General features: G+C 40.8%; 19 protein-coding genes and 1 pseudogene. 12 read left to right on the top strand and 8 right to left on the bottom strand.

The window, feature by feature from the left end; all coding sequences use genetic code 11:
- The first annotated feature begins 3 nt into the window (after nucleotides 1–3).
- From NQ564_RS05940 to NQ564_RS05910, 7 genes and pseudogenes are all read left to right on the top strand, one after another.
- Nucleotides 4–1,173: a MalY/PatB family protein gene (locus NQ564_RS05940; RefSeq protein ID WP_008148155.1), complete on the top strand. Its 1,170-nt coding sequence runs from the start codon at nucleotides 4–6 to the stop codon at nucleotides 1,171–1,173.
- Between the two features lie 52 nt (nucleotides 1,174–1,225).
- Nucleotides 1,226–1,689: pseudogene (locus tag NQ564_RS05935) on the top strand (SDR family oxidoreductase).
- Nucleotides 1,690–1,834: 145 nt separating this feature from the next.
- Nucleotides 1,835–2,647 (top strand): AraC family transcriptional regulator, encoded by an 813-nt coding sequence (locus tag NQ564_RS05930; protein ID WP_008148159.1) that lies wholly within the window; start codon nucleotides 1,835–1,837, stop codon nucleotides 2,645–2,647.
- Between the two features lie 131 nt (nucleotides 2,648–2,778).
- Nucleotides 2,779–3,612, top strand: a complete 834-nt coding sequence (locus NQ564_RS05925) for a carboxymuconolactone decarboxylase family protein (protein ID WP_129649893.1) — start codon at nucleotides 2,779–2,781, stop codon at nucleotides 3,610–3,612.
- A 1-nt stretch (nucleotide 3,613) separates the two neighbouring features.
- Nucleotides 3,614–4,186: a flavodoxin gene (locus tag NQ564_RS05920; protein WP_008148165.1), complete on the top strand. Its 573-nt coding sequence runs from the start codon at nucleotides 3,614–3,616 to the stop codon at nucleotides 4,184–4,186.
- An 11-nt stretch (nucleotides 4,187–4,197) separates the two neighbouring features.
- Nucleotides 4,198–5,370, top strand: a complete 1,173-nt coding sequence (locus NQ564_RS05915; protein ID WP_129649891.1) for an iron-containing alcohol dehydrogenase — start codon at nucleotides 4,198–4,200, stop codon at nucleotides 5,368–5,370.
- A gap of 66 nt (nucleotides 5,371–5,436) precedes the next feature.
- The gene (locus NQ564_RS05910; RefSeq protein ID WP_008148171.1) at nucleotides 5,437–5,736 is read left to right on the top strand and encodes an LbetaH domain-containing protein; all 300 of its coding nucleotides are present in this window, start codon (nucleotides 5,437–5,439) and stop codon (nucleotides 5,734–5,736) included.
- Nucleotides 5,737–5,921: 185 nt separating this feature from the next.
- Here NQ564_RS05910 and NQ564_RS19395 read toward each other — a convergent pair whose 3' ends face one another.
- The gene (locus NQ564_RS19395; protein WP_039848109.1) at nucleotides 5,922–6,110 is read right to left on the bottom strand and encodes a hypothetical protein; all 189 of its coding nucleotides are present in this window, start codon (nucleotides 6,108–6,110) and stop codon (nucleotides 5,922–5,924) included.
- An 853-nt stretch (nucleotides 6,111–6,963) separates the two neighbouring features.
- On the opposite strand from NQ564_RS19395, the gene NQ564_RS05900 reads away from it, so the two are divergent.
- The 4 genes from NQ564_RS05900 (at nucleotide 6,964) to NQ564_RS05885 (ending at nucleotide 10,656) form a co-directional block, all read left to right on the top strand.
- Entirely contained in the window at nucleotides 6,964–7,668 is a 705-nt protein-coding gene (locus tag NQ564_RS05900; RefSeq protein WP_008148180.1) for an acyltransferase family protein, read from the top strand.
- A gap of 434 nt (nucleotides 7,669–8,102) precedes the next feature.
- Complete coding sequence (locus NQ564_RS05895; protein WP_129649889.1) at nucleotides 8,103–8,855, top strand: SDR family NAD(P)-dependent oxidoreductase; 753 nt, start codon at nucleotides 8,103–8,105, stop codon at nucleotides 8,853–8,855.
- Nucleotides 8,856–8,880: 25 nt separating this feature from the next.
- Entirely contained in the window at nucleotides 8,881–10,044 is a 1,164-nt protein-coding gene (locus NQ564_RS05890; protein ID WP_129649887.1) for an aldo/keto reductase, read from the top strand.
- A gap of 228 nt (nucleotides 10,045–10,272) precedes the next feature.
- Nucleotides 10,273–10,656: an ISL3 family transposase gene (locus NQ564_RS05885; protein ID WP_449406516.1), complete on the top strand. Its 384-nt coding sequence runs from the start codon at nucleotides 10,273–10,275 to the stop codon at nucleotides 10,654–10,656.
- Between the two features lie 737 nt (nucleotides 10,657–11,393).
- On the opposite strand, the gene NQ564_RS05880 is transcribed toward NQ564_RS05885, so the two are convergent.
- The 7 genes from NQ564_RS05880 to NQ564_RS05850 form a co-directional block, all read right to left on the bottom strand.
- Nucleotides 11,394–12,278, bottom strand: coding sequence for a RelA/SpoT domain-containing protein (locus NQ564_RS05880; protein ID WP_009859883.1), 885 nt, complete (start codon nucleotides 12,276–12,278; stop codon nucleotides 11,394–11,396).
- The gene (locus tag NQ564_RS05875) at nucleotides 12,275–14,431 is read right to left on the bottom strand and encodes an NACHT domain-containing protein (RefSeq protein ID WP_009859882.1); all 2,157 of its coding nucleotides are present in this window, start codon (nucleotides 14,429–14,431) and stop codon (nucleotides 12,275–12,277) included. Before NQ564_RS05875 ends, NQ564_RS05880 begins: the two co-directional genes overlap by 4 nt.
- A 131-nt stretch (nucleotides 14,432–14,562) precedes the next feature.
- Complete coding sequence (locus tag NQ564_RS05870) at nucleotides 14,563–15,471, bottom strand: DUF5712 family protein (RefSeq protein WP_008148193.1); 909 nt, start codon at nucleotides 15,469–15,471, stop codon at nucleotides 14,563–14,565.
- Between the two features lie 4 nt (nucleotides 15,472–15,475).
- Nucleotides 15,476–16,060: a BfmA/BtgA family mobilization protein gene (locus NQ564_RS05865; RefSeq protein ID WP_087375795.1), complete on the bottom strand. Its 585-nt coding sequence runs from the start codon at nucleotides 16,058–16,060 to the stop codon at nucleotides 15,476–15,478.
- 284 nt (nucleotides 16,061–16,344) lie between these two features.
- Nucleotides 16,345–16,677 (bottom strand): helix-turn-helix domain-containing protein, encoded by a 333-nt coding sequence (locus tag NQ564_RS05860; RefSeq protein WP_008148196.1) that lies wholly within the window; start codon nucleotides 16,675–16,677, stop codon nucleotides 16,345–16,347.
- 153 nt (nucleotides 16,678–16,830) lie between these two features.
- The gene (locus tag NQ564_RS05855) at nucleotides 16,831–17,472 is read right to left on the bottom strand and encodes an RteC domain-containing protein (RefSeq protein WP_118220489.1); all 642 of its coding nucleotides are present in this window, start codon (nucleotides 17,470–17,472) and stop codon (nucleotides 16,831–16,833) included.
- A 31-nt stretch (nucleotides 17,473–17,503) separates the two neighbouring features.
- Complete coding sequence (locus tag NQ564_RS05850) at nucleotides 17,504–17,995, bottom strand: hypothetical protein (protein WP_008148201.1); 492 nt, start codon at nucleotides 17,993–17,995, stop codon at nucleotides 17,504–17,506.
- A gap of 167 nt (nucleotides 17,996–18,162) precedes the next feature.
- Here NQ564_RS05850 and NQ564_RS05845 point away from each other — a divergent pair, with 167 nt between their 5' ends.
- On the top strand, nucleotides 18,163–18,948 hold the full coding sequence (locus tag NQ564_RS05845) for a LuxR C-terminal-related transcriptional regulator (RefSeq protein ID WP_008148204.1): 786 nt from the start codon (nucleotides 18,163–18,165) through the stop codon (nucleotides 18,946–18,948).
- The last annotated feature ends 305 nt before the right edge of the window (nucleotides 18,949–19,253 follow it).

The raw sequence follows: 19,253 nt of genomic DNA, 5'->3' as shown, positions 1-19,253 counted from the left end.
ATTATGAACTACGATTTCGATACGATTGTTCCGCGTCGCGGGACGAACTCCTATAAATGGGACACTCCCGAAGAGGAAAATGTACTGCCCATGTGGGTGGCGGATATGGATTTTCGTACGGCACCTGCCATTATCGATGTCTTACAAAAGCGGGTGGATCATGGTATTTTCGGTTACACCAAAGTGCCCGAAACCTATTACGATGCGGTTGTCCGGTGGTTCGAGAGCCGTCATCGTTGGCGGATAGATCCCCGGTGGATTATCTATACAAGTGGTGTCGTACCGGCTCTGTCGGCCATTATCAAAGCCCTGACCGTACCGGGCGACAAGGTAATCGTCCAGACTCCGGCATACAACTGCTTCTATTCGTCGATTCGCAACGACGGATGCGAACTATCGGCCAATAACCTCGTTTACCGGGACGGTCGCTACTCAATCGACTTCGACGACCTCGAAGCGAAGGTGGCTGATCCGAAGACGAAAATCCTATTACTATGTAATCCTCACAATCCGGTCGGACGGGTCTGGACGCCGGAAGAACTGCGGCATATCGGCGACATCTGCCTTCGCAACGGGGTGTTTGTTGTGGCCGACGAGATTCATTGCGAACTGACCTACGAAGGGCATGATTATACGCCTTTCGCCTCTCTATCCGAACATTTCCAACAAAATTCCGTGACTTGCGTTTCGCCAAGCAAGGCGTTCAACCTTGCCGGACTGCAAATCGCCAACATCATTGCGGCCGACGAAGAGGTGCGCCGCCGCATCGATCGCGCCATCAATATCAACGAAGTATGCGATGTCAATCCGTTCGGTGTCATCGCCACGATAGCTGCTTACAACGAGGGCGAAACGTGGCTCGATGCTTTGCGAAAATACCTGCGAGGGAATTACGAATATCTATGCCGCTTTTTCGCCAAGAGGCTGCCGCAATATCCCGTGCTGCCGCTTGAAGGAACTTACTTGGTCTGGATAGACTGCCGAGCACTCGGTATCGGTTCGGATGCTACGACCTTGCGCCTGCAAGAGGAACAAAAACTGATGATCAATTCAGGTACGATGTACGGACCCGGTGGAGAGGGATTCATCCGCTTGAATATCGCCTGCCCCCGTGCGTTGCTTGCTGATGGATTGGAGCGGATGGCCCGTGTGCTGGAACAAAATGAAGAATAAACCGGCAATGAGATAAAAAATTACGTTATCGAAGAATAAAGAAAAAGCAAATATGAATAAAGAAGTAATGATATTGACCGGTGCCGGGCAGATAGGAATGGCGATAGCCCGCCGCATGGGATATGGGAAAAAGATCGTTGTCGGAGACCACAATCTGAAGAGTGCCGAGGCTGTTTGCCGCACGTTGAATGAGGCAGGATTTGATGCAACACCCATCGAAATGGATCTTTCCTCAAGGGAGTCCATTTTGAACTTGATTGCAGTTGCACGGAAACATGGTGAAATTTCAACGCTCGTCAATGCGGCGGGCGTATCGCCGAGTTCAACGGGCCACGAGGTGATTTTTACAAAAACATGTTCGCCAAATGCCCGGCAGGACGCCCCGAAACCGCGGACGAGGTTGCCAATGTTGCCGAACTACCTATGAGCGACAGAGGGGCATTTATCACGGGAGCGGACTTTCTGATCGACGGCGGTGCTACGGCATCGTACTTTTATGGTCCGTTGAAACCGTAATATATTGGACTACAACCAGTAAGACAACCACTGTCATATAAGATCAAGTGTACAAAATATTTTATCCGTTTTGCGAATTTGAGCTTTACAACAAAGATTCTGTGGTTGGAATGCGTTATATTTGCGAAAATTAAAGACTGACAATATGGAACGATTAGATGTATTCGATTGCTCGAACGTGCTTATAGCGAATTATTTCACCGATGACCGGGGATGCGCCCATGAAAACAGGGAGCATACGCTTATTTATCTGTGCTCCGGTGAGCTGGAGATAGAGGAACGTGGTAAGAAAACCGTGTTGCATCCGGGGGATTGTGCTTTCATGCGGCGTGATAACCGGATGTGGTTGCAGAAAAAGGTTGAGGACGGAAAGCCTTACCGTTCTGTCGTACTGAAGTTCTCAAGACCGTTTCTACGAGAATTTTACCAGACGCTTAACCGGCAACAGATTCCAAACGATTCCGAACGTGAGAAGGTAAGCCTGCGTGTGTTGCCCAGTAACAGGCCTGATATCCGTTCGCTGTTCGAATCCGTCATTCCCTATTTCGATGCAGGCGAAAAACCGTCCGAAGAGGTACTGAAGCTGAAAATGGTAGAAGGGATATATGTACTGCTTAATACCGACCGGAATCTCTATGCCTCGTTGTTCGACTTCGTGGAGCCATGGAAAATCGACATTCTCGACTATCTGAACGAGAACTACATGTGTGATCTCTCTCTGGAGGAAATCGCCAGTTACACGGGACGCAGCCTGGCTACCTTCAAGCGGGACTTTGCCAAAGTCAGTAACCTGACACCGCAAAAGTGGATTATCAAACGCCGTTTGGAGGCCGCGCACGGCCTGATAAAATCAGGCAAGAAGAAAGTGACGGAAGCCTGCTTCGATGTGGGTTTCAAGAACCTGTCGCATTTCTCCAAGATATACAAGGAGGCTTATGGTGTCGCTCCTTCATGGTAAGATGAACTTCAGAACAAAACAGTTTGAGCCTTGCAGCAAAGCTGTTGTGGAATAATGCCTGTACTTTTGTATCGGAAAACAGGAAAGACCTGTCGGTTGTCTTGGAAATGTCGAACTAAAAATCATATCGTATGAAAACAAAAGTAGCATCATTAGCTTTATTATTGACTTTAATTTTTCCGATCATGGCAAAATCACAAGTAAAAATCCAACAAACTGCCGGACGCGACGCGCTCGGAGAATTTGCCCCCGAATTTGCACGTTTGAACGATGATATTCTTTTCGGGGAAGTGTGGAGCCGGAACAATCTGCTTTCGCTCCGCGACCGTTCCATTGTAACCGTGGTGGCCCTGATGTCGCAGGGACTGACCGATTCCTCGTTCAAGTACCATCTCGAATCGGCGAAGAAGAACGGAGTGACTCAAACCGAGATAGCCGAAATACTCACCCATGCCGCATTCTACGCGGGCTGGCCAAAAGCGTGGGCGGCTTTCCGCATGGCAAAAGAGGTTTGGACCGACGGTAATACAGACAGCGTAGCGGCAGGTTCGCTCGAAGCGTACGCGCAAACCATCATTTTCCCCGTGGGGAAACCCAACGATGCCTATGCCAAGTATTTCATCGGTCAAAGTTACACGGCTCCCGTGGTAACGGACGGAGTCCCCGTGGTTAATGTGACCTTCGAGCCGGGCTGCCGCAACAACTGGCATGTGCACAAGGCAACAAAAGGCGGCGGTCAAACACTCGTATGCGTGGGCGGTCGCGGCTACTATCAGGAGTGGGGCAAAGAACCGGTGGAACTACGCCCCGGGGATGCTATCAATATTCCGGCAGGCGTGAAGCATTGGCACGGGGCGGCTCCCGACAGCTGGTTCTCGCATTTAGCCATCGAAGTGCCCGGTGAGAACAACAGTACCGAATGGCTGGAACCTGTCGGCGATGAAGTATATTCTAAATTAAAATGACATGAAACAGATAGTATTGATACTTATGAGCCTGCTTACTTTCAGTTGCCCGTCGAAAGCACAAAAACAGACTGCGGATACCGACAGGCCGTCCGATAAGAGAATCCTTGTAGCCTATTTCTCCTGCACGGGGACCACAGAGAAAGTGGCAACCGCTATTGCAAAAGAGACTGGTGGTAAACTTTACCGGATTACTCCGGCTACGGCCTACACTTCGGCAGATCTCGACTGGAACGACAAGGCGAGCCGCAGTTCGGTGGAGATGACAGACGAAAAATCACGTCCTGCGCTGGGTGGAGAAACGATTGATCTGAAAGATTACGACGTGGTGTTCCTCGGTTATCCGATATGGTGGGACTTGTGTCCGCGCCCGGTCAATACCTTTCTTGAGAAATATGATTTCACGGGTAAAACCGTCATTCCTTTTGCCACTTCGGGTGGCAGTTCAATCACGGGTAGCGTGAAACAACTCAAGAAACTCTATCCCAAAATTGAATGGAAAGAAGGCCGACTGTTCAACGGTGGTACAGCAAACGTCGCCGGATGGTCGAAGCAGATTATTGAAAAACTCTAAAAACAACAGATATGGAAAATTTCGAATATCATACCCCGACCCGTTTGATTTTCGGGAAAGGTATTATCGACAGACTGCCCGAAGTGATGCGTCCCATCGGAAATAAAGTCCTTCTTGCCTATGGCGGGGGAAGCATCAAACGCCTCGGGCTTTATGACAAGGTGAAGGAACTGCTCAAGGATTTTGAAATCCACGAATTGGGTGGTATCGAACCCAATCCCAAATACAATCCGAGCGTACTTGACGGACAGAGAATATGCAAGGAGAAACGGATTGATGTTATCTTATCCGTAGGTGGAGGTTCAGTCCTCGACTGCTGCAAGGCGATTGCCGCAGCCGCCCGATATGAAGGTGACCCTTGGGACTTGATTTCGTATAAGGTAAAAGCAGAGGATGCTCTTCCCATTGTCGATGTCATGACGCTTGCCGCTACCGGCAGTGAGTATGATTGTGGCGGTGTTATTTCCCGGACGGAGACCAATGACAAGATCGGATATGTGGACCCGCTTCTTTATCCTGTCTGCTCTCTGCTTGACCCTGCCTATACCGAAACGGTCAATGCTAAACATACTGCGGCCGGTGTGGCCGATGCCATCAACCACGCGATGGAACAGTTCTTTGTCAATCCGTCCAACTCGGTTGCCGACGGTTTCTGCGAGACGCTGATCAAAACCCTGATGAAGTTCGGTCCTGTCGCTTTGGATCATCCCGACGACTACGAAGCCCGCGCCGAAATCATGCTTGCCTGCACTTTCGGCTGCAACGGGTTGCTCAATCTGGGGGCAGGCATGTCGGGATGGCCCATGCACGGTATTGAGCATGCGCTATCGGCCTACTACGACATCACGCACGGTGAAGGGCTTGCCATCATCACACCGAGATGGATGCGACACATCTTGAACGACCGCACGCTGGAACGTTTCGTGAAGTTCGGTGTGGACATTTACGGCATCTCCGCTGAACTGCCGCCTTACAAGATTGCGGAACAGACGATTGACAAGACTTACGATTTCTTCAGGAACACGATGCGCATGCCGATGACTCTGCGTGAAGTGGGCATCGACGAAAGCCGTCTGAAAGAGATTGCCGCACACATCGCCACGAATGAAGGACTCGATAATCCTTCCATTTTTGCTCCGCTTACGGAAAAGGACATTTACGAAATACTTGAAACATCTTTGTAAAACATGTAAGGAATAATCGCGGACGGATTTCCGGACAAGGAGTCCTGTCTGTCTATTATAAATGATATGGAAGAATTCAGAATAGACTGTCTGCACCAGACGGAAGAAGAACTGGGCGTGGCAAAAGAGTTACGGCAAAATATCTGCCGGCTGAATCATACGATGCCGGATACGGAGGAATATCGTGAATTATTGCACAAGGTATTTCCACATCTTGGAGAGAATTGCCGCATTGAAACACCTTTTTCAGGTGTCCGTACCGCCAATGTAAAGTTCGGACGCAATGTGATTGTCATGCACAATGTGGAGCCGAATACCCTTGTCGCAGGCAATCCCACCAAATTTATTCGCAAGATAAAATCATGATTGGATGAAACAGAAAATGATTATATGTGTATCCATTTTTATAGTATTGGTTCTTACCGTTATTATCGTTCTGAACCATCCGGCTTTCGGATCACATGTTTGACTGCCCGCCATTTTTCAGGCCGGTTCCTTCGGCAGAATCCCTCGCTGTGGGCTTCATTCATGCTCGAAGGACGCTCTACGGTCTATATCGGCGGTGACAGCGGGAACCGTTTGCCCATTTCTCGGAAATCGGCAAACGGTTCCCGCATATTGACCTTGCCATCCTCGAAAACGGGCAATACAACGAAGACTGGCGGTATATCCATACGATACCCGAACAGCTTCCGGCAGAGATTCACGAACTGGATGCGGCTAAAGTCCTTCCGGTGCACAACAGCAAATTTTCACTCTCCCGTCACGCATGGGACGAGCCGGTCCACCGCATCGAACAGGCAGCAACAAAGGACAGCAGCCTGCATGTTATACATGGTATCATCGGCAGCCCTATAATCTATTGAAATAGTCCATAAAATACATCCAGTTCCTTTTTTAACAAAGTGAACTTCCTGACAAAGAACGTTGAGCCTCGCAGCAAAGTTGTTGCGGGGCTCAATTCGTAATTTTGCACCGGAACATTAAAGCAAATCGTTATGGATTCAAAAAATATGGGAACAATCAGCAGCACGGACTATGGAGGGGAATAGCCGTTGGCCGGATTTCGCAATCTCCAATAGGAAAATGCAGTTCTTGCATTTGAATATTCCAACTTTGCAGGTTCAAATTGGACATATAGCGAGTATCAAGAATTCCGGTGAGGAGGGCCATTCTGACCGGCAGTATCGATGGGATTATACCGGACGAATTTATATCGCTCCCAGGTTTCAATAGTCATAACAGCCCACCGAATTTATATGGTAGTCTCGTTATCCGTTTCAGGCAATCTACTTTTACCCCAGTGTTTTCATCTCACCTGAAAACGGAAGACCTGACTGCCATTTCATCTCTTTACACTGATTGTAGCGTGCGGTCATGACCGGAAAGTCAGACTTTCGATTGCGGTCTTTTCACCAGCCATCAACTCCTTACTACCCGGTATATCCCCGGTTACAATACTGCCATTATTATGTTACAGCTCTGACATGGCATGATGTTTATTTATCTCAAACATGAAAAAAGGGAATTTATGATCAATGAGAAATACCAAATGACCTTGGATGATACCCTCGTGCTAAGAGGTATGTCATATTGATTATTATTTTGCATAATTATATTCACCGGTTTTCAAATGTCGTACTTGAAAATCAGCATATATATTATCCTGAAAGAAATAAGGAACTTATAAATAGTTTCCTTGAATTTGATTCCGGTTTATTCCTGGATTTGATTTCCCACTACGGACATTATGGAGTACCGGTATTCGTTTTTCTAAGTGGATATGGTCTGGTCATTAAATATGAGAAAAAGGAAGTCCCCTTAAAATTTCGGGAGTTTATGAAGAGGCATGCCGGCAAACTTTGGCTGCTTCTGCTACCATTATTAATTCCTCATTTTCTTATCCTTGGCATAAAGGACCCTTCCTATTTTCAGGAACATTGGTTTGACCTGGCATTGATGACAGGCTTTGCAGGTAATCTACATCCGGAACCATATATTTTTCATGGACCATGGTGGTTCTTTTCACTGATAGTCCAGTTATATATTATCTACTATGCCTTTGTCTATCATCGAAATATAAGACCTCTCGTTCTTCTAACGGTAGCGTGCATAATGGTTCAGGCTACGGCAATCGGTATTATCAGGAATACAGATTTGTTGGAATACTTCAGATTCAATTTTATTGGTTCCGTACTTCCTTTTGCGTTAGGAACGCATAGCTGCACGGAGACACTTTTTCCCGACGGGAAGTATGGCGGCAGTTGCCTTTATTCTTTTTATTGTATGCTGCTTTAATCAGTATTTATGGCTGCTGACGTTCGGTCTCGTGACAATCGCAGTTTTACCGTTGGCAAGGGCTCTGCATTCTTTATGCCGCCCTTAAATGGCTCGGAGGCATTTCCGCCTTTCTATTCGTCACTCATCCGATAGTCAGGTCATGCATGCTTGGGATAAAACAAGATTTCCCTTGTCTGTCTATTTGGGGATATACATTTCTAAGCATATTGTTTGCGTGGGAATACAAGAGACTTCTGCTGTGGTGCAAAAACAGAATCGTATTCAGACAAAGGGAATAATATATGGATCTGGAAGGAAATTTATATTGTAAAATATCCAATGGCATTCTTTTAACAATTTGAACTTTATAACAAAGCAGAATGAGCTTTGCAGCAAAATTGTTGCGGGACTCTCTTCGTAACTTTGCATCAGAACATTAAAACAAAAGAATCATGGGAACAATGAATGAAAAAGTGGCAATGGTAACGGGGGCAGCGGCAGGTATCGGGTTGGCCTCGGCAGAAACATTTGCAAAAGCGGGTGCAACTGTAGTATTGGTGGACATCAATGAACCGAAAGAACAAGCCGGGAAGTTGGTTTCAGAAGGGTATAAAGCCGTGGCATATCGCTGCGACGTGTCCGACACGCGAGCTGTAAAGAAGATGATTGACTGGATCGTTGCGACTTACGGCAGGCTGGACGCTGCATTGAACAATGCCGGGATACAGACCCCGCAACGGCCGATGGCTGAGATTACCGATGAAGAGTTCGACCGCACGGTAGCTGTCGATCTGAAAGGTGTATGGAACTGTATGCGTTACGAGATTATCCAGATGTTGAAACAAGGCGGTGGCGCTATTGTCAATACCTCGTCGCAAGGCGGCGTTACGGGGTTCCTCGGACAAGCGGCCTATATCGCCTGCAAACATGCGGTGATCGGTCTGACCCGCACGGCTGCCATCGACTACTCGGCAAAAGGGATTCGTATCAATGCCGTCTGTCCGGGTGTGATCCGAACACCTATGGCCGAAGAACTGATACGGTGTAACCCCGATCTAGAAAAGGAACTGGTCCGCGATATTCCTGCCGGACGTCTCGGTAAACCGGAAGAAATAGCCAACGCCGTATTGTGGCTTTGCTCACCGCAGGCAAGTTTCGTAGACGGGCACGCCCTTTTAGTGGACGGGGCATTTTCCATTCATTAAGTTATAATTCATAAAACATAAAATTATGGAAGAAAACAATAAAATGGATATCAGCCGTCGTGGATTTCTCAAGACGGCTGCATTGGCAGGAGCCGCAATGGCCATGCCTTCGGGATTGGGCAAGGTATTCGCTTCAGAGGCGAAACAGGCGGAAACATCCGATGCGGATACCGATGCAGCCCGTATCAAGGGACATCGTGTATTGGGTACGGGTAAGGCTGCCTTCGAGGTGTCGGCACTCGGCTTCGGCGTGATGGGCATGACTTACAACCGCAGCCAACACCCGGATAAGAAAGAGTGTATCCGATTGTTGCATGAAGCGGTGGATCGCGGTGTAACGCTCTTCGATACGGCTATCATTTATGGACCGTTGACCAATGAGAACCTGGCAGGAGAAGCGTTGTCCGAATTCAAGGGACGGATTAACGTAACGACTAAATTCGGGCATGAAGTCATCGACGGCAAAGGAACCGGTCGTCAGGACAGCCGTCCGGCAACCATCCGCCGCTATTGCGAGGAGTCACTTCGCCGATTGAGACTAGATTCACTGCCGATGTTCTACCAGCACCGTGCCGACCCGAATACTCCGGCCGAGGAGGTAGCGGCTACCATTGCCGACTTGATCAAGGAAGGTAAAGTGCAACGCTGGGGGATGTGCGAGGTCAGTGCCGAAACAATCCGTAAGGCTCACGCCATTTGTCCGCTGACGGCTATCCAAAGCGAGTACCATCTGATGCACCGTTTGGTGGAAGAAAACGGCGTCCTCGATGTATGCCGGGAGTTGGGTATCGGCTTCGTCCCGTACAGTCCGATTAACCGTGGATTTTTGGGAGGCTGCATCAACGAATACACGGTATTCGATGTGAACAACGACAACCGCCAGACCTTGCCGCGTTTCCAGCCGGAAGCGATGCGTGCGAATACCCGCATTGTAAATGCGCTGCAAGCTTTCGGACGCACACGGGGCATGACCTCGGCACAGGTGGCTCTTGGCTGGTTGCTTCAGAAAACACCGTGGATCGTACCGATTCCAGGAACAACAAAACTGTCTCACCTGGAGGAGAACCTGCGTACACTCGACTTCAACATCAGCTCCGGGGATTGGAAAGAACTGGAGGATACCGTGGCTGCTATTCCCGTTGTGGGAGACCGGTACAATGCGGAACAGCAACGTCAGGTAGGCCGATAAACTCATAATCTGGATCATCCCGAAATCCTGAGGGGAAAAAATCGTATCTTAGTGGCAGTAAAAAAATAAAAGAGATGAGTTACGATCAATTTCTTCGTTTTATCTTTCCAGAGGGAATGTTTGATTATTTTGAGTTGTCTGATTTCAAAGAAAAGTCGGATAGGGTAGAAAGAAACATTTGAGAATGGGGACAGTCGAAAACAGCTGTTGGCCAGAAGCCGCTATCTTTTGTTCAAAAAAACTGAACTGTGGTCGGAGAGCCAAAGAAAAAGAGCTAAAATCCTTTTCCGGGAATATCCCGATATCAAGAAGGCCTATTACTTAAGCATGAGGTTAGGGTTGATATATCATCAGGCACAATCGGCAGATATTGCCTTGACGCGTTTGGCACATTGGTATGATCAGGTGGACAAATCCAGTTTCCTGTCTTTTGGCACTGTCGCCAGAACCATACAAACACATTACTTGAATATTGTTGGCTTTTTTAAAAGACGCTCCACCAATGCCGCGAGTGAGTCCTTCAATGCTAAAATCAAAGCTTTTAGAGCACAGCTGAGAGGCGTGAGGGATATTGCTTTTTTCTTATTCAGACTCACCAATATGTATGCATAATTAATTCTCTATGGATATAGGTATCTCCTTATACGTACATAACCGAGCTAATGCAACATAACTATTAAAAAAGCGTGTCCCTCCAATATAGAGGCAACACGCTCTTTCTAATAGTTAAGGTTTGGGATATTTATATTTCTTGTCGTTATATACTGTTACAAAAAAAGCTTGACCTGAAAGTTGTCAAGCTATACCCAATTGCACAGTCAAGGCTCCTTTGTTTTTGTTCACTCTATACGTATAATCTCTCTGAAAATGAGTGACAGCACGAAGGAACGCTTTTATTTTATACAAAACAAATTTATCTGGAATTATTTTTACACTATCGGGGATTATAATAAATACTTAAATACTATCAGGAGGCTTATAGGAAGATGCAATAGATACTTTAGGAGATGATTATATTTTAATCCCTCAGGATTTCGGTATGATCCATTTTTGTGACCTTTCCGTGTCTTCGGTCACGGACTTTATACAAAGAAAAAACTCCTACAATACCTTGATATTGTAGGAGTTGTCTTTTCTTTGTCTGGTTTTATCCAGCTTCTTGGTGATCCGCCTGGGATTCTCCTTACAGAGTTACCACACTGATATTTAAAACTTTATATTTTTTGCTTCAAGCATATCCCATGATTTAACCCACTGTTTTCTACGTGCTTTTGCGGTAATTTGCTCATGGAGAATACTGAGGGCAAAGATAATATATTTTCTATTATTGATGAAATTTATAATCAAAACTATTCAATACTAAAATAGTATTTAAAATCATCTAACAGAATACTAGGTGTTAACTGGGTAATTCTTTCGTCATGTATATATAGATAGTTGCATAAAAAACATATATTATTAAACGTTATTGGCATTCTTAATTCTGAATTAACAAGTTTATATAATAAATCTTTTCTATCTAACTTGAATATACGTTTTATTATATTATCATCTGTATTGAATATTTCGAGTAGATCATTCGATAAATCTTGAAGTTTAAATCTTAATCTAAATTTATTTCTAATCATTCCGCTATAATTATGTGCTTTATACTGTTTGTATGATATGTCATTAAATAGGTTTCTTAAAGTATAATCACTTGTTTCTAAAGTTGCATATATCCCATTCAAGGCTCTGGATTCCTGTTCTAATTCATTCCATTCTTTTTTACATTTGTAGCGCATATTGTGCTCAACTTCATGCCATCCTTCAGATAAAGTAGTTCTGAATTGTATCTCAAAAGTGGCATCTATAAAGTTTAATTCTTCATGTCTGCTTTTTACTTCATTAAAAATCTGTAGATTATCTCCATTCAATCTGCAAACAAGATTCTTACGCAAAGGATTAAACTCATTAACTTTAGGCTCATCATATTGTAGATTATCTTTGATATAATGGTTAGAGAAATAATCTGCTACTAATTTAACATCGTCTTCAAAATAAGTTATTACTCTAAACCCTATAATATCTTGCATCAATTTTGTTGATGTAGAGTAGTGGTTACGTTCATTCTTTTCAGTTATTGAATCTGCCGTTTTGATTCGAGAATGTAATCTATATAAGATTCCTATTCTATTTAACTGCTTTTGTATATCTTGCTCTATATTGTTTTTAATTAATTCAAGTCCTATCATGATTTTCTGTATTGTTCGTTATAATAGATTATACCTTCTTTCGTAAGATGACAAAGATTTCCATTCATCGCAATATAATTTTTTACTTCAAGAGAGTGTAGTTGTTTTGATAATTCTCTACTTCCCATATCTGATAATTCTGAGTTAAGCTGCGAAAATTGCCTATATCTTGGCCGTAATGATCCCTGATTAAAAAATTTATCAAGAATAAGCTTTTCTGAACTTATTTCTTCTATCTCATTCTCTAAAATCTCATCGTCGCTGATAGTCATCTTTTCAATAAAACCATTATTATCTGTAGATGTAAAGAAACCAATATAATTATTGTTTTCTTTTTTATTATGCACAATGCAATCATAAAATTTGCATTTCACAAAGGAACAGTTTCGAAAAGAATTAGTATTAAATTCACAACTCTTAAAAGCACAATTAGTAAAAACTGTATTCTCAAATCTATCTATTCCAATAAATGAAATATTAGACATACAATAGTTGTCTATAGCGAGTTGCTTGTACTTTCTGTTTAGAGATTTTTCTAACTCAACATCTATTTGAAGATAAAATAGTGGATCATAATTAAATGGTAATGAAGTGAATACTTCCCATAATTTATGTTTTTCACTATCTGTCTGCACCCTATATGCATGAAATGCTAAGTTTGCAAACATTATGTCCAGATCTTTATAAAATTTAGAATTATGTTCCATATATTTACCCATAACTAAATTTTGAGCAATCAATGTACCGAGTATGAATTCATTTACAAATCCAATAGTCTTATTATCTTTTTTATCTAAAAATGCATGATTTGATAGAGTATCTGCTAATTGTTCAATACGTGGTCTTTCTGATGGAAGATATTTTTCTAATGTTTTACTGAGTATTTTTTTATTATAATCTAAAATTAATTCTTTGATATCATCTTTTGATGCCGTTTTAATATCTAGTTCTGTAAATAGGCGAACTAATTTTCGGAATATTCTTAATTGTGTTTCAGGTTCTATTAATAGTCCTTGTCTTGTTTGTTCACGTTTCAATAAGAAGTCTAAATACTCGTTGATTATAGTATTATCTTTTAATACCATTTTTTCCAACTCTTCCATTGATGAATATTTCAAAAATGCTAATAGAACAGGATTTGCAAATGTTTCTAATGGTAAATTCGCTCTATTAATAACATCTAGCTGCTCTTTATTTAGCCAATTTTCAATACATGGTTCAGAAATAGTGATTTTTGCCATTGTATAATCAATATTTCTATTTGACATCCAATTGTAAAAATCTTCACTGTTGAAAATTGCAGTTTTTCTTGATGTTATTACAATTTTTGCATTATCCGATAGGAGATCAACAACTGTTGAAAGCATACTTTCTACCTGCTGAAATTCACTCGTATTGAATGAAAAATCTTTGGATATTAATTCATCAAACCCATCTATAATTAAAGGTATTCTTCCTTTTTTTATTTCTCCAATAACAACAGATGAATCAACTCTATTCGCAAATTGCTCTTCAATTTCCTTTCTTAAAATATGGCTAAAAATGGTTGCTTTTCTATCTCTAGACAATTCTGTAAAGAAAGGAATTTTTGTATTACTTATTTTTAAAAAACGACTAAGTAATTCATAGGCGGTACAAGTTTTTCCATAACCGGCGGCTGCTTCTAGTATAACAAATAAGGGACCTTGATGAGAATCTAATAGGTCAGAGAGCCTTTCTACTAATCCCTCTTGATAAAATTTCACAGATGTGTTCTCGAAATTTTCATTTTCAGACTGATATTTTGAAATTTCATATGGACATTTTATATACTCATAGGTTGCACTATCCGAAAGCTTATCCATAACTCTACGGATAAAGTCCTCATATCTTCTCTTTAGATTTTGAATAACAGCGTCTACTTTAAAAAACTCTTTAAATAGAATAACTTCGGCTTCTTCAATAGATTTATATTGTCTAACTTTTACAGCATATCCGCTATCACTATATTCCTTCCTTAGTTGTTCAATATTGCAACTTTGGGAATCTGTTACAATTATTTCAGCACCTGAGTATATGCTTTTGGTAAATATATAAACGCGTACTCCTACGTGTGATTTCTTCACCTCATAGCCATAACGTTCATATATACTATCTAATAATTCTATATTCATAAACAATAGTTATTAAATTGAAACATACAAAGATACGTTATTCTCTTTGCTTGCAAAACATTTTATTAACAAATTTAGGTTATTGATAATGAAACTACAAATTAAAATATAGTTTTTGAGGATTACAACAATCATCTCTTCTGCTTCTTTTTGTATTTCTGTACGTGTAATTTCTCAGCCAATGTTGCATCGTAATTATTTTCATCTCTAAATGAAAAGATAAATAACAGAGAATCATCACCAGTACTATTTTTTTGATTGTAAGAGTGTTTATCATCTGCCTTAATATTAAAATTGCAAGAAATCATGTTTTCTTTTTCACTGGATTGGAATATTTCCTTTTTCTTTTCGCAAGTAAAGTTTTGTTCTTGTAATTCAAGTTGTTCTGTGATAGAACTGTTTTTCATCGTATTAGCATACTCAAAGGATTCTGATAATTGGCGGTTGTAGCAGAATAGCTTATCAAAGCCTTGTTCTGCTTCTCGGAACAATTGTACACGTTCAAAACCGCCTGTTACCGTCCCTTTCTTGGTGTTCTTGTGGTTGGTGAGAGGTGATAACTTCTTTTTATTAGACTGGTCTTTCCGGCTCACTATCAAATGGCAGTGCATATTTAAGTCACTATCTGAATGGTTACGACCAAAATGAATCTTACCATAAAATTTTATATCAAAAGCGGATAGCCCTTTGTTGAAGTTCTTGGCATATTCAGGTATAAACACTTCACGGATATAGCGTTTCATGGCTTCGGCTTGCTCCTGTTCTGTATAACCCATTGCTCGGAGTTCTTTTTCTGATGGGCTGACATGAATAGCATAAAACTTAGCATCTGTTTTCAATAGTTGCCCGATATTGGAATCTATATCTTTTATGACCTTTGATTTATAGATGTTATCATCTGTCAGATCGAAAAAGCCTTCGGTATAGATTCTCTTTTCCATTCGTTCTAAATCTTCATGTTCAAGGTAATTAGCTAGCTGTCGGCTACTTCCTGCATTATTATACGTTCCGTTTGATGGTGGAGCAAAGCCTATGTGCATAATCTTATGTATTTATCAGATTGCTGATTTCAGCTTTCAGGTTTTCTTTCCTTTTGCTATCCATCACACCACAAGCGGACAGTTCCGAATGGAGTTGTATCAGTTGAAGTAGCTTTTTATAATCCCGTTGGTGTATCTGGTAAAGTGCATTAATCTGTTTCGACTGGTTGTTTATCACATCTGCATGATTACAGAATTGTTCACTTAACTTTTTAAGCACGGCTGTTTGTTTTTCCTGACTGGCTTCCAGTTGAGAGAGTATAAGAGTTTCCAAAGTTTTGCTGATAGTATCGAAGCGCAAAGCGATAGAATTTGTTACCCGTATCATGGGATTCAGTTGTTCTTCCTCATAGTGACGGATGAACCGGATAATATCATCCTGTCTCTTATTTATTTTCGCCAGTTCTGATTTTACGGATTCAGGGACTTCGGATGGGTTGATATGTGCCTTATCTATATACCCGAACGCCAACTTTACAACTTCACTCTTTTTCAGTGAAAAGCGTTTGCATATCTTCTCTACCAAAGCTGCCGTTTCCTTGTCTATGGAAATGGTGGTAAATATCGTTTTTCGATTGCTGTTTGGCATGGTAATTACTCTTTTATAGAAATATGAATAGATAAATACCTGAGAATAAGCATTGCAAAGAAAATGCTTATTACAGGTGTCATTACAGCGTGTTCTTGTAACACGCTAAAGCCGAAGGCTTTGCCTCGCAGAGCAAGAGGGAAGAACAGGACTTGTCCAGTTCCCTCTTGCTCAATTTAGCGAAACGGGCTGAACCGATAGGTGAAGCTGTTTGTGCTAAATTGGGGTAGTAACATAGAGGAATAGCCTGAACACTGGCTTCTTTCCTCTGCTACTTTTTGCTATCAAGGTTGATTAGCCAACTGATTGGCTTTTTCAAACTGTTTGTAGGTTTGAGAATCAGCACGTTCACGAACAAAAGCTCGAATATCTACAGCCCGATAATAGGTTTTCCTTCCGATAGTGAAATAAGGAAGTTGTTTATTTACTCTGTAGCGTTGAAGAGTTCGGAAAGATACTTTCAAAAGAAAAGCTAAATCTTGATTATCGAGAATTTTCTCATTATCATCTAGTACCGTATCAGTATTGATGAGTGATTTCAAGTCTTGTCCGATTTCAGTGAGTTTCTTGGATAGTTTCTCCATCCACCTCTCGAAGTTTTCGTTGTCTATATACATTTTGCTTAATTTTTAAGTTCAACATTCTTGTTTTCAATCGATTGATGAAGCAAAGTTCGGCAAATGAGTGTAAATAAGTTAGGGGAATACCAGTGGTACTCCCTCATAAATTGCATGTATATGATTGATTTTCAGATTAAATTACTTTATACTTTATGAATGATAGTAACCTTCATCTTTACTCTTCTGGATAATGACAGCTTTCAACCTATCGAGAAATTCAGTTATTTTCATTGGCTTTCGTTTGATTACTGCACTTTCTTTCTTATAAATATCACCAAAATTTATATTAAACATCTTTTCAAAGATACGAGCTACATCGCTAAGAAAGATTTCCTTATGATCTATGCGAATAACACCATTCGATATATAGAAAATACCACAAACTAGCTCCATCATATCTACGAGTTTTATTACTTCATTATTTAGATAAAATGGTGATTTCCATTCAGATTCAATATTGATAAAAAATTTAGGATACTCCATCTGTCGATAAATTAGTTCCTGTTCCATATTTATCAACGATAACAACTTATCCAGAAAAACCAATTTCAACTTACTGTTTTCTGTGGGACATGATTCTTCCAACGCTTTAAGTGTTCCAAAGTCAATATAACTCATATTAAGCTGTCTAATTCGTATTTTATTGTCACCTATTCTATTCAGGTAATCAAAGAGCTCCTCTACAAATTCCAAATAAGCAGAAGCCATATCTTCAACAACAGACTTATCTAATTGGTATGGATGTCTTAGCAATTTATATATACGTTTTTCAGTTAAATCCCAATCTGACATGGCTTTCTGTTTTTTATCGCTCTATATGAATTTATAAACTTTTAGCTATCTCTTGCCATTTGCGTTGTCTGTGCTTATAAAATTTCAAAGTCCACCATGCAGCAATAGACGTTAAACAACCTGCATATAAATCCACAGTGTCAGTATATCGGGTTACTTGTTGGCTTATTTCTTCCATCTTAATATAGTGATTCCAAATGACTACAGTATTATCATATTCTTTTGTATCTATTTCTCGTGACGTTTTATCCATCTTGACAACATTAATTGTATGCCTACCTACTGGCAAAAAGCCATGCAAGTACATTTTGAAAACAAAAGTTTTGCCTTCTTTCCACTGTATAGGAGAATCATCACAAGCAATAAAACTAGCTTTAGGTTTACAAATTTCTCTCAAAGTATCAATATCTTGAATTTTATCCCATATATTCTCTATGTTAGAATGAAAATCCGAAGTAACAGTAACTCGGTAGCCCATAACTTTTTTACCTTCACGTGTTATTAACTTAACTTTCTGAATCATAATTGATAGTTTTTAATTGTTTATTATTGGCATGAATAACTATATGTAACCCTACACATGTTATTCATTATTAATTTATTAACTTTGTGCAAAGTTATAGGCAAGCCTTAACTGTTACAATAGTCATTTATAATGAGGAAAGACTTAATAGACTGAAAATGTGAGGTATGAAAAATGAATCAATAGATAAAATAGAAAAAGCAGTCGAAAATATTCTGCCAACATCAAGTGCTTTTATCAATGAGTTGGATTACTCTGTTATAGAACGGAAAAGAGCAGATTGGCTCAAATTGTCGGAATTAACTCATAGTATTGTGCTGGTCTTTGATTGCTGCACTAAAAAATTCGTTTTTGTATCAAATAATATCCCTCAATCATACGGAATTGACTCTGAAAGGTTATTTATCAATGGACATGAACCAGTCTTAAAAATTATTCATCCGGGTGATATATATTACGGCCTGCTTGTTAGAAAGAAAATCTACTCTTTATTAAGTAGTCTTTCCGCAGAAGAAAAAATGAAGCACAAGATGGTACATGAGATGAGAGTAAAAAATGTACGTGGTGAATATATCCGTATTATTGAACAGGAGCAAGCAATAGAATTGGATAAATCTGGTAATATTTGGCTTATGCTTTCGGTTATTGATGTTGATGCAAGTCATGAATCAGAAATAACCAAAAGCCACCTATATAATTTTGAAACAGGAGAACAGATATTTATTGATTTGTCAGATACCTTAGAAGAACCATTGACCAATAGGGAGTTGAGCGTCTTGCAATTAATGAAACAAGGCTTATTAAGCAAAGAAATTGCAAACTCTTTAAATGTTAGTATCAATACAATAAACACTCATAGGCAAAACATACTATTAAAATTAAAAGCAAACAATTCTATTGAAGCTGTTAATATTGCTCAAAGGTTGGGCTTATTAAACAGCTCGATTCAATAAAATATTTTTTCTGAGACGGATTAATAACATTAACTCTATCAGTGTATTATCCAGTTTGTGCAAGTCTTAAACTAGAATATAACCCGAAGCATAGCGCAGGTGTGGAGACTTAAAATCTACTTTTGATATTAATCTAGTATTTCCTAATAACAAAGCATATTTCAATTATATATCTGGCTTTTAAATTTTTGGAAGAAGCCATATATAGTCACATTCTACCACTTCCAGACAGTTTTGAAAACGTCTCTTGATTCTTCTTTCATTTGCTGGTGAAAGTTTAATCAACATGTTTTATAAACCATTAA

Origin of the sequence: Parabacteroides johnsonii DSM 18315 (genome assembly GCF_025151045.1) — a bacterium.
GTDB classification, from domain to species: Bacteria; Bacteroidota; Bacteroidia; order Bacteroidales; family Tannerellaceae; genus Parabacteroides; species Parabacteroides johnsonii.
This window is presented reverse-complemented; position numbering and strand designations above follow the sequence as displayed.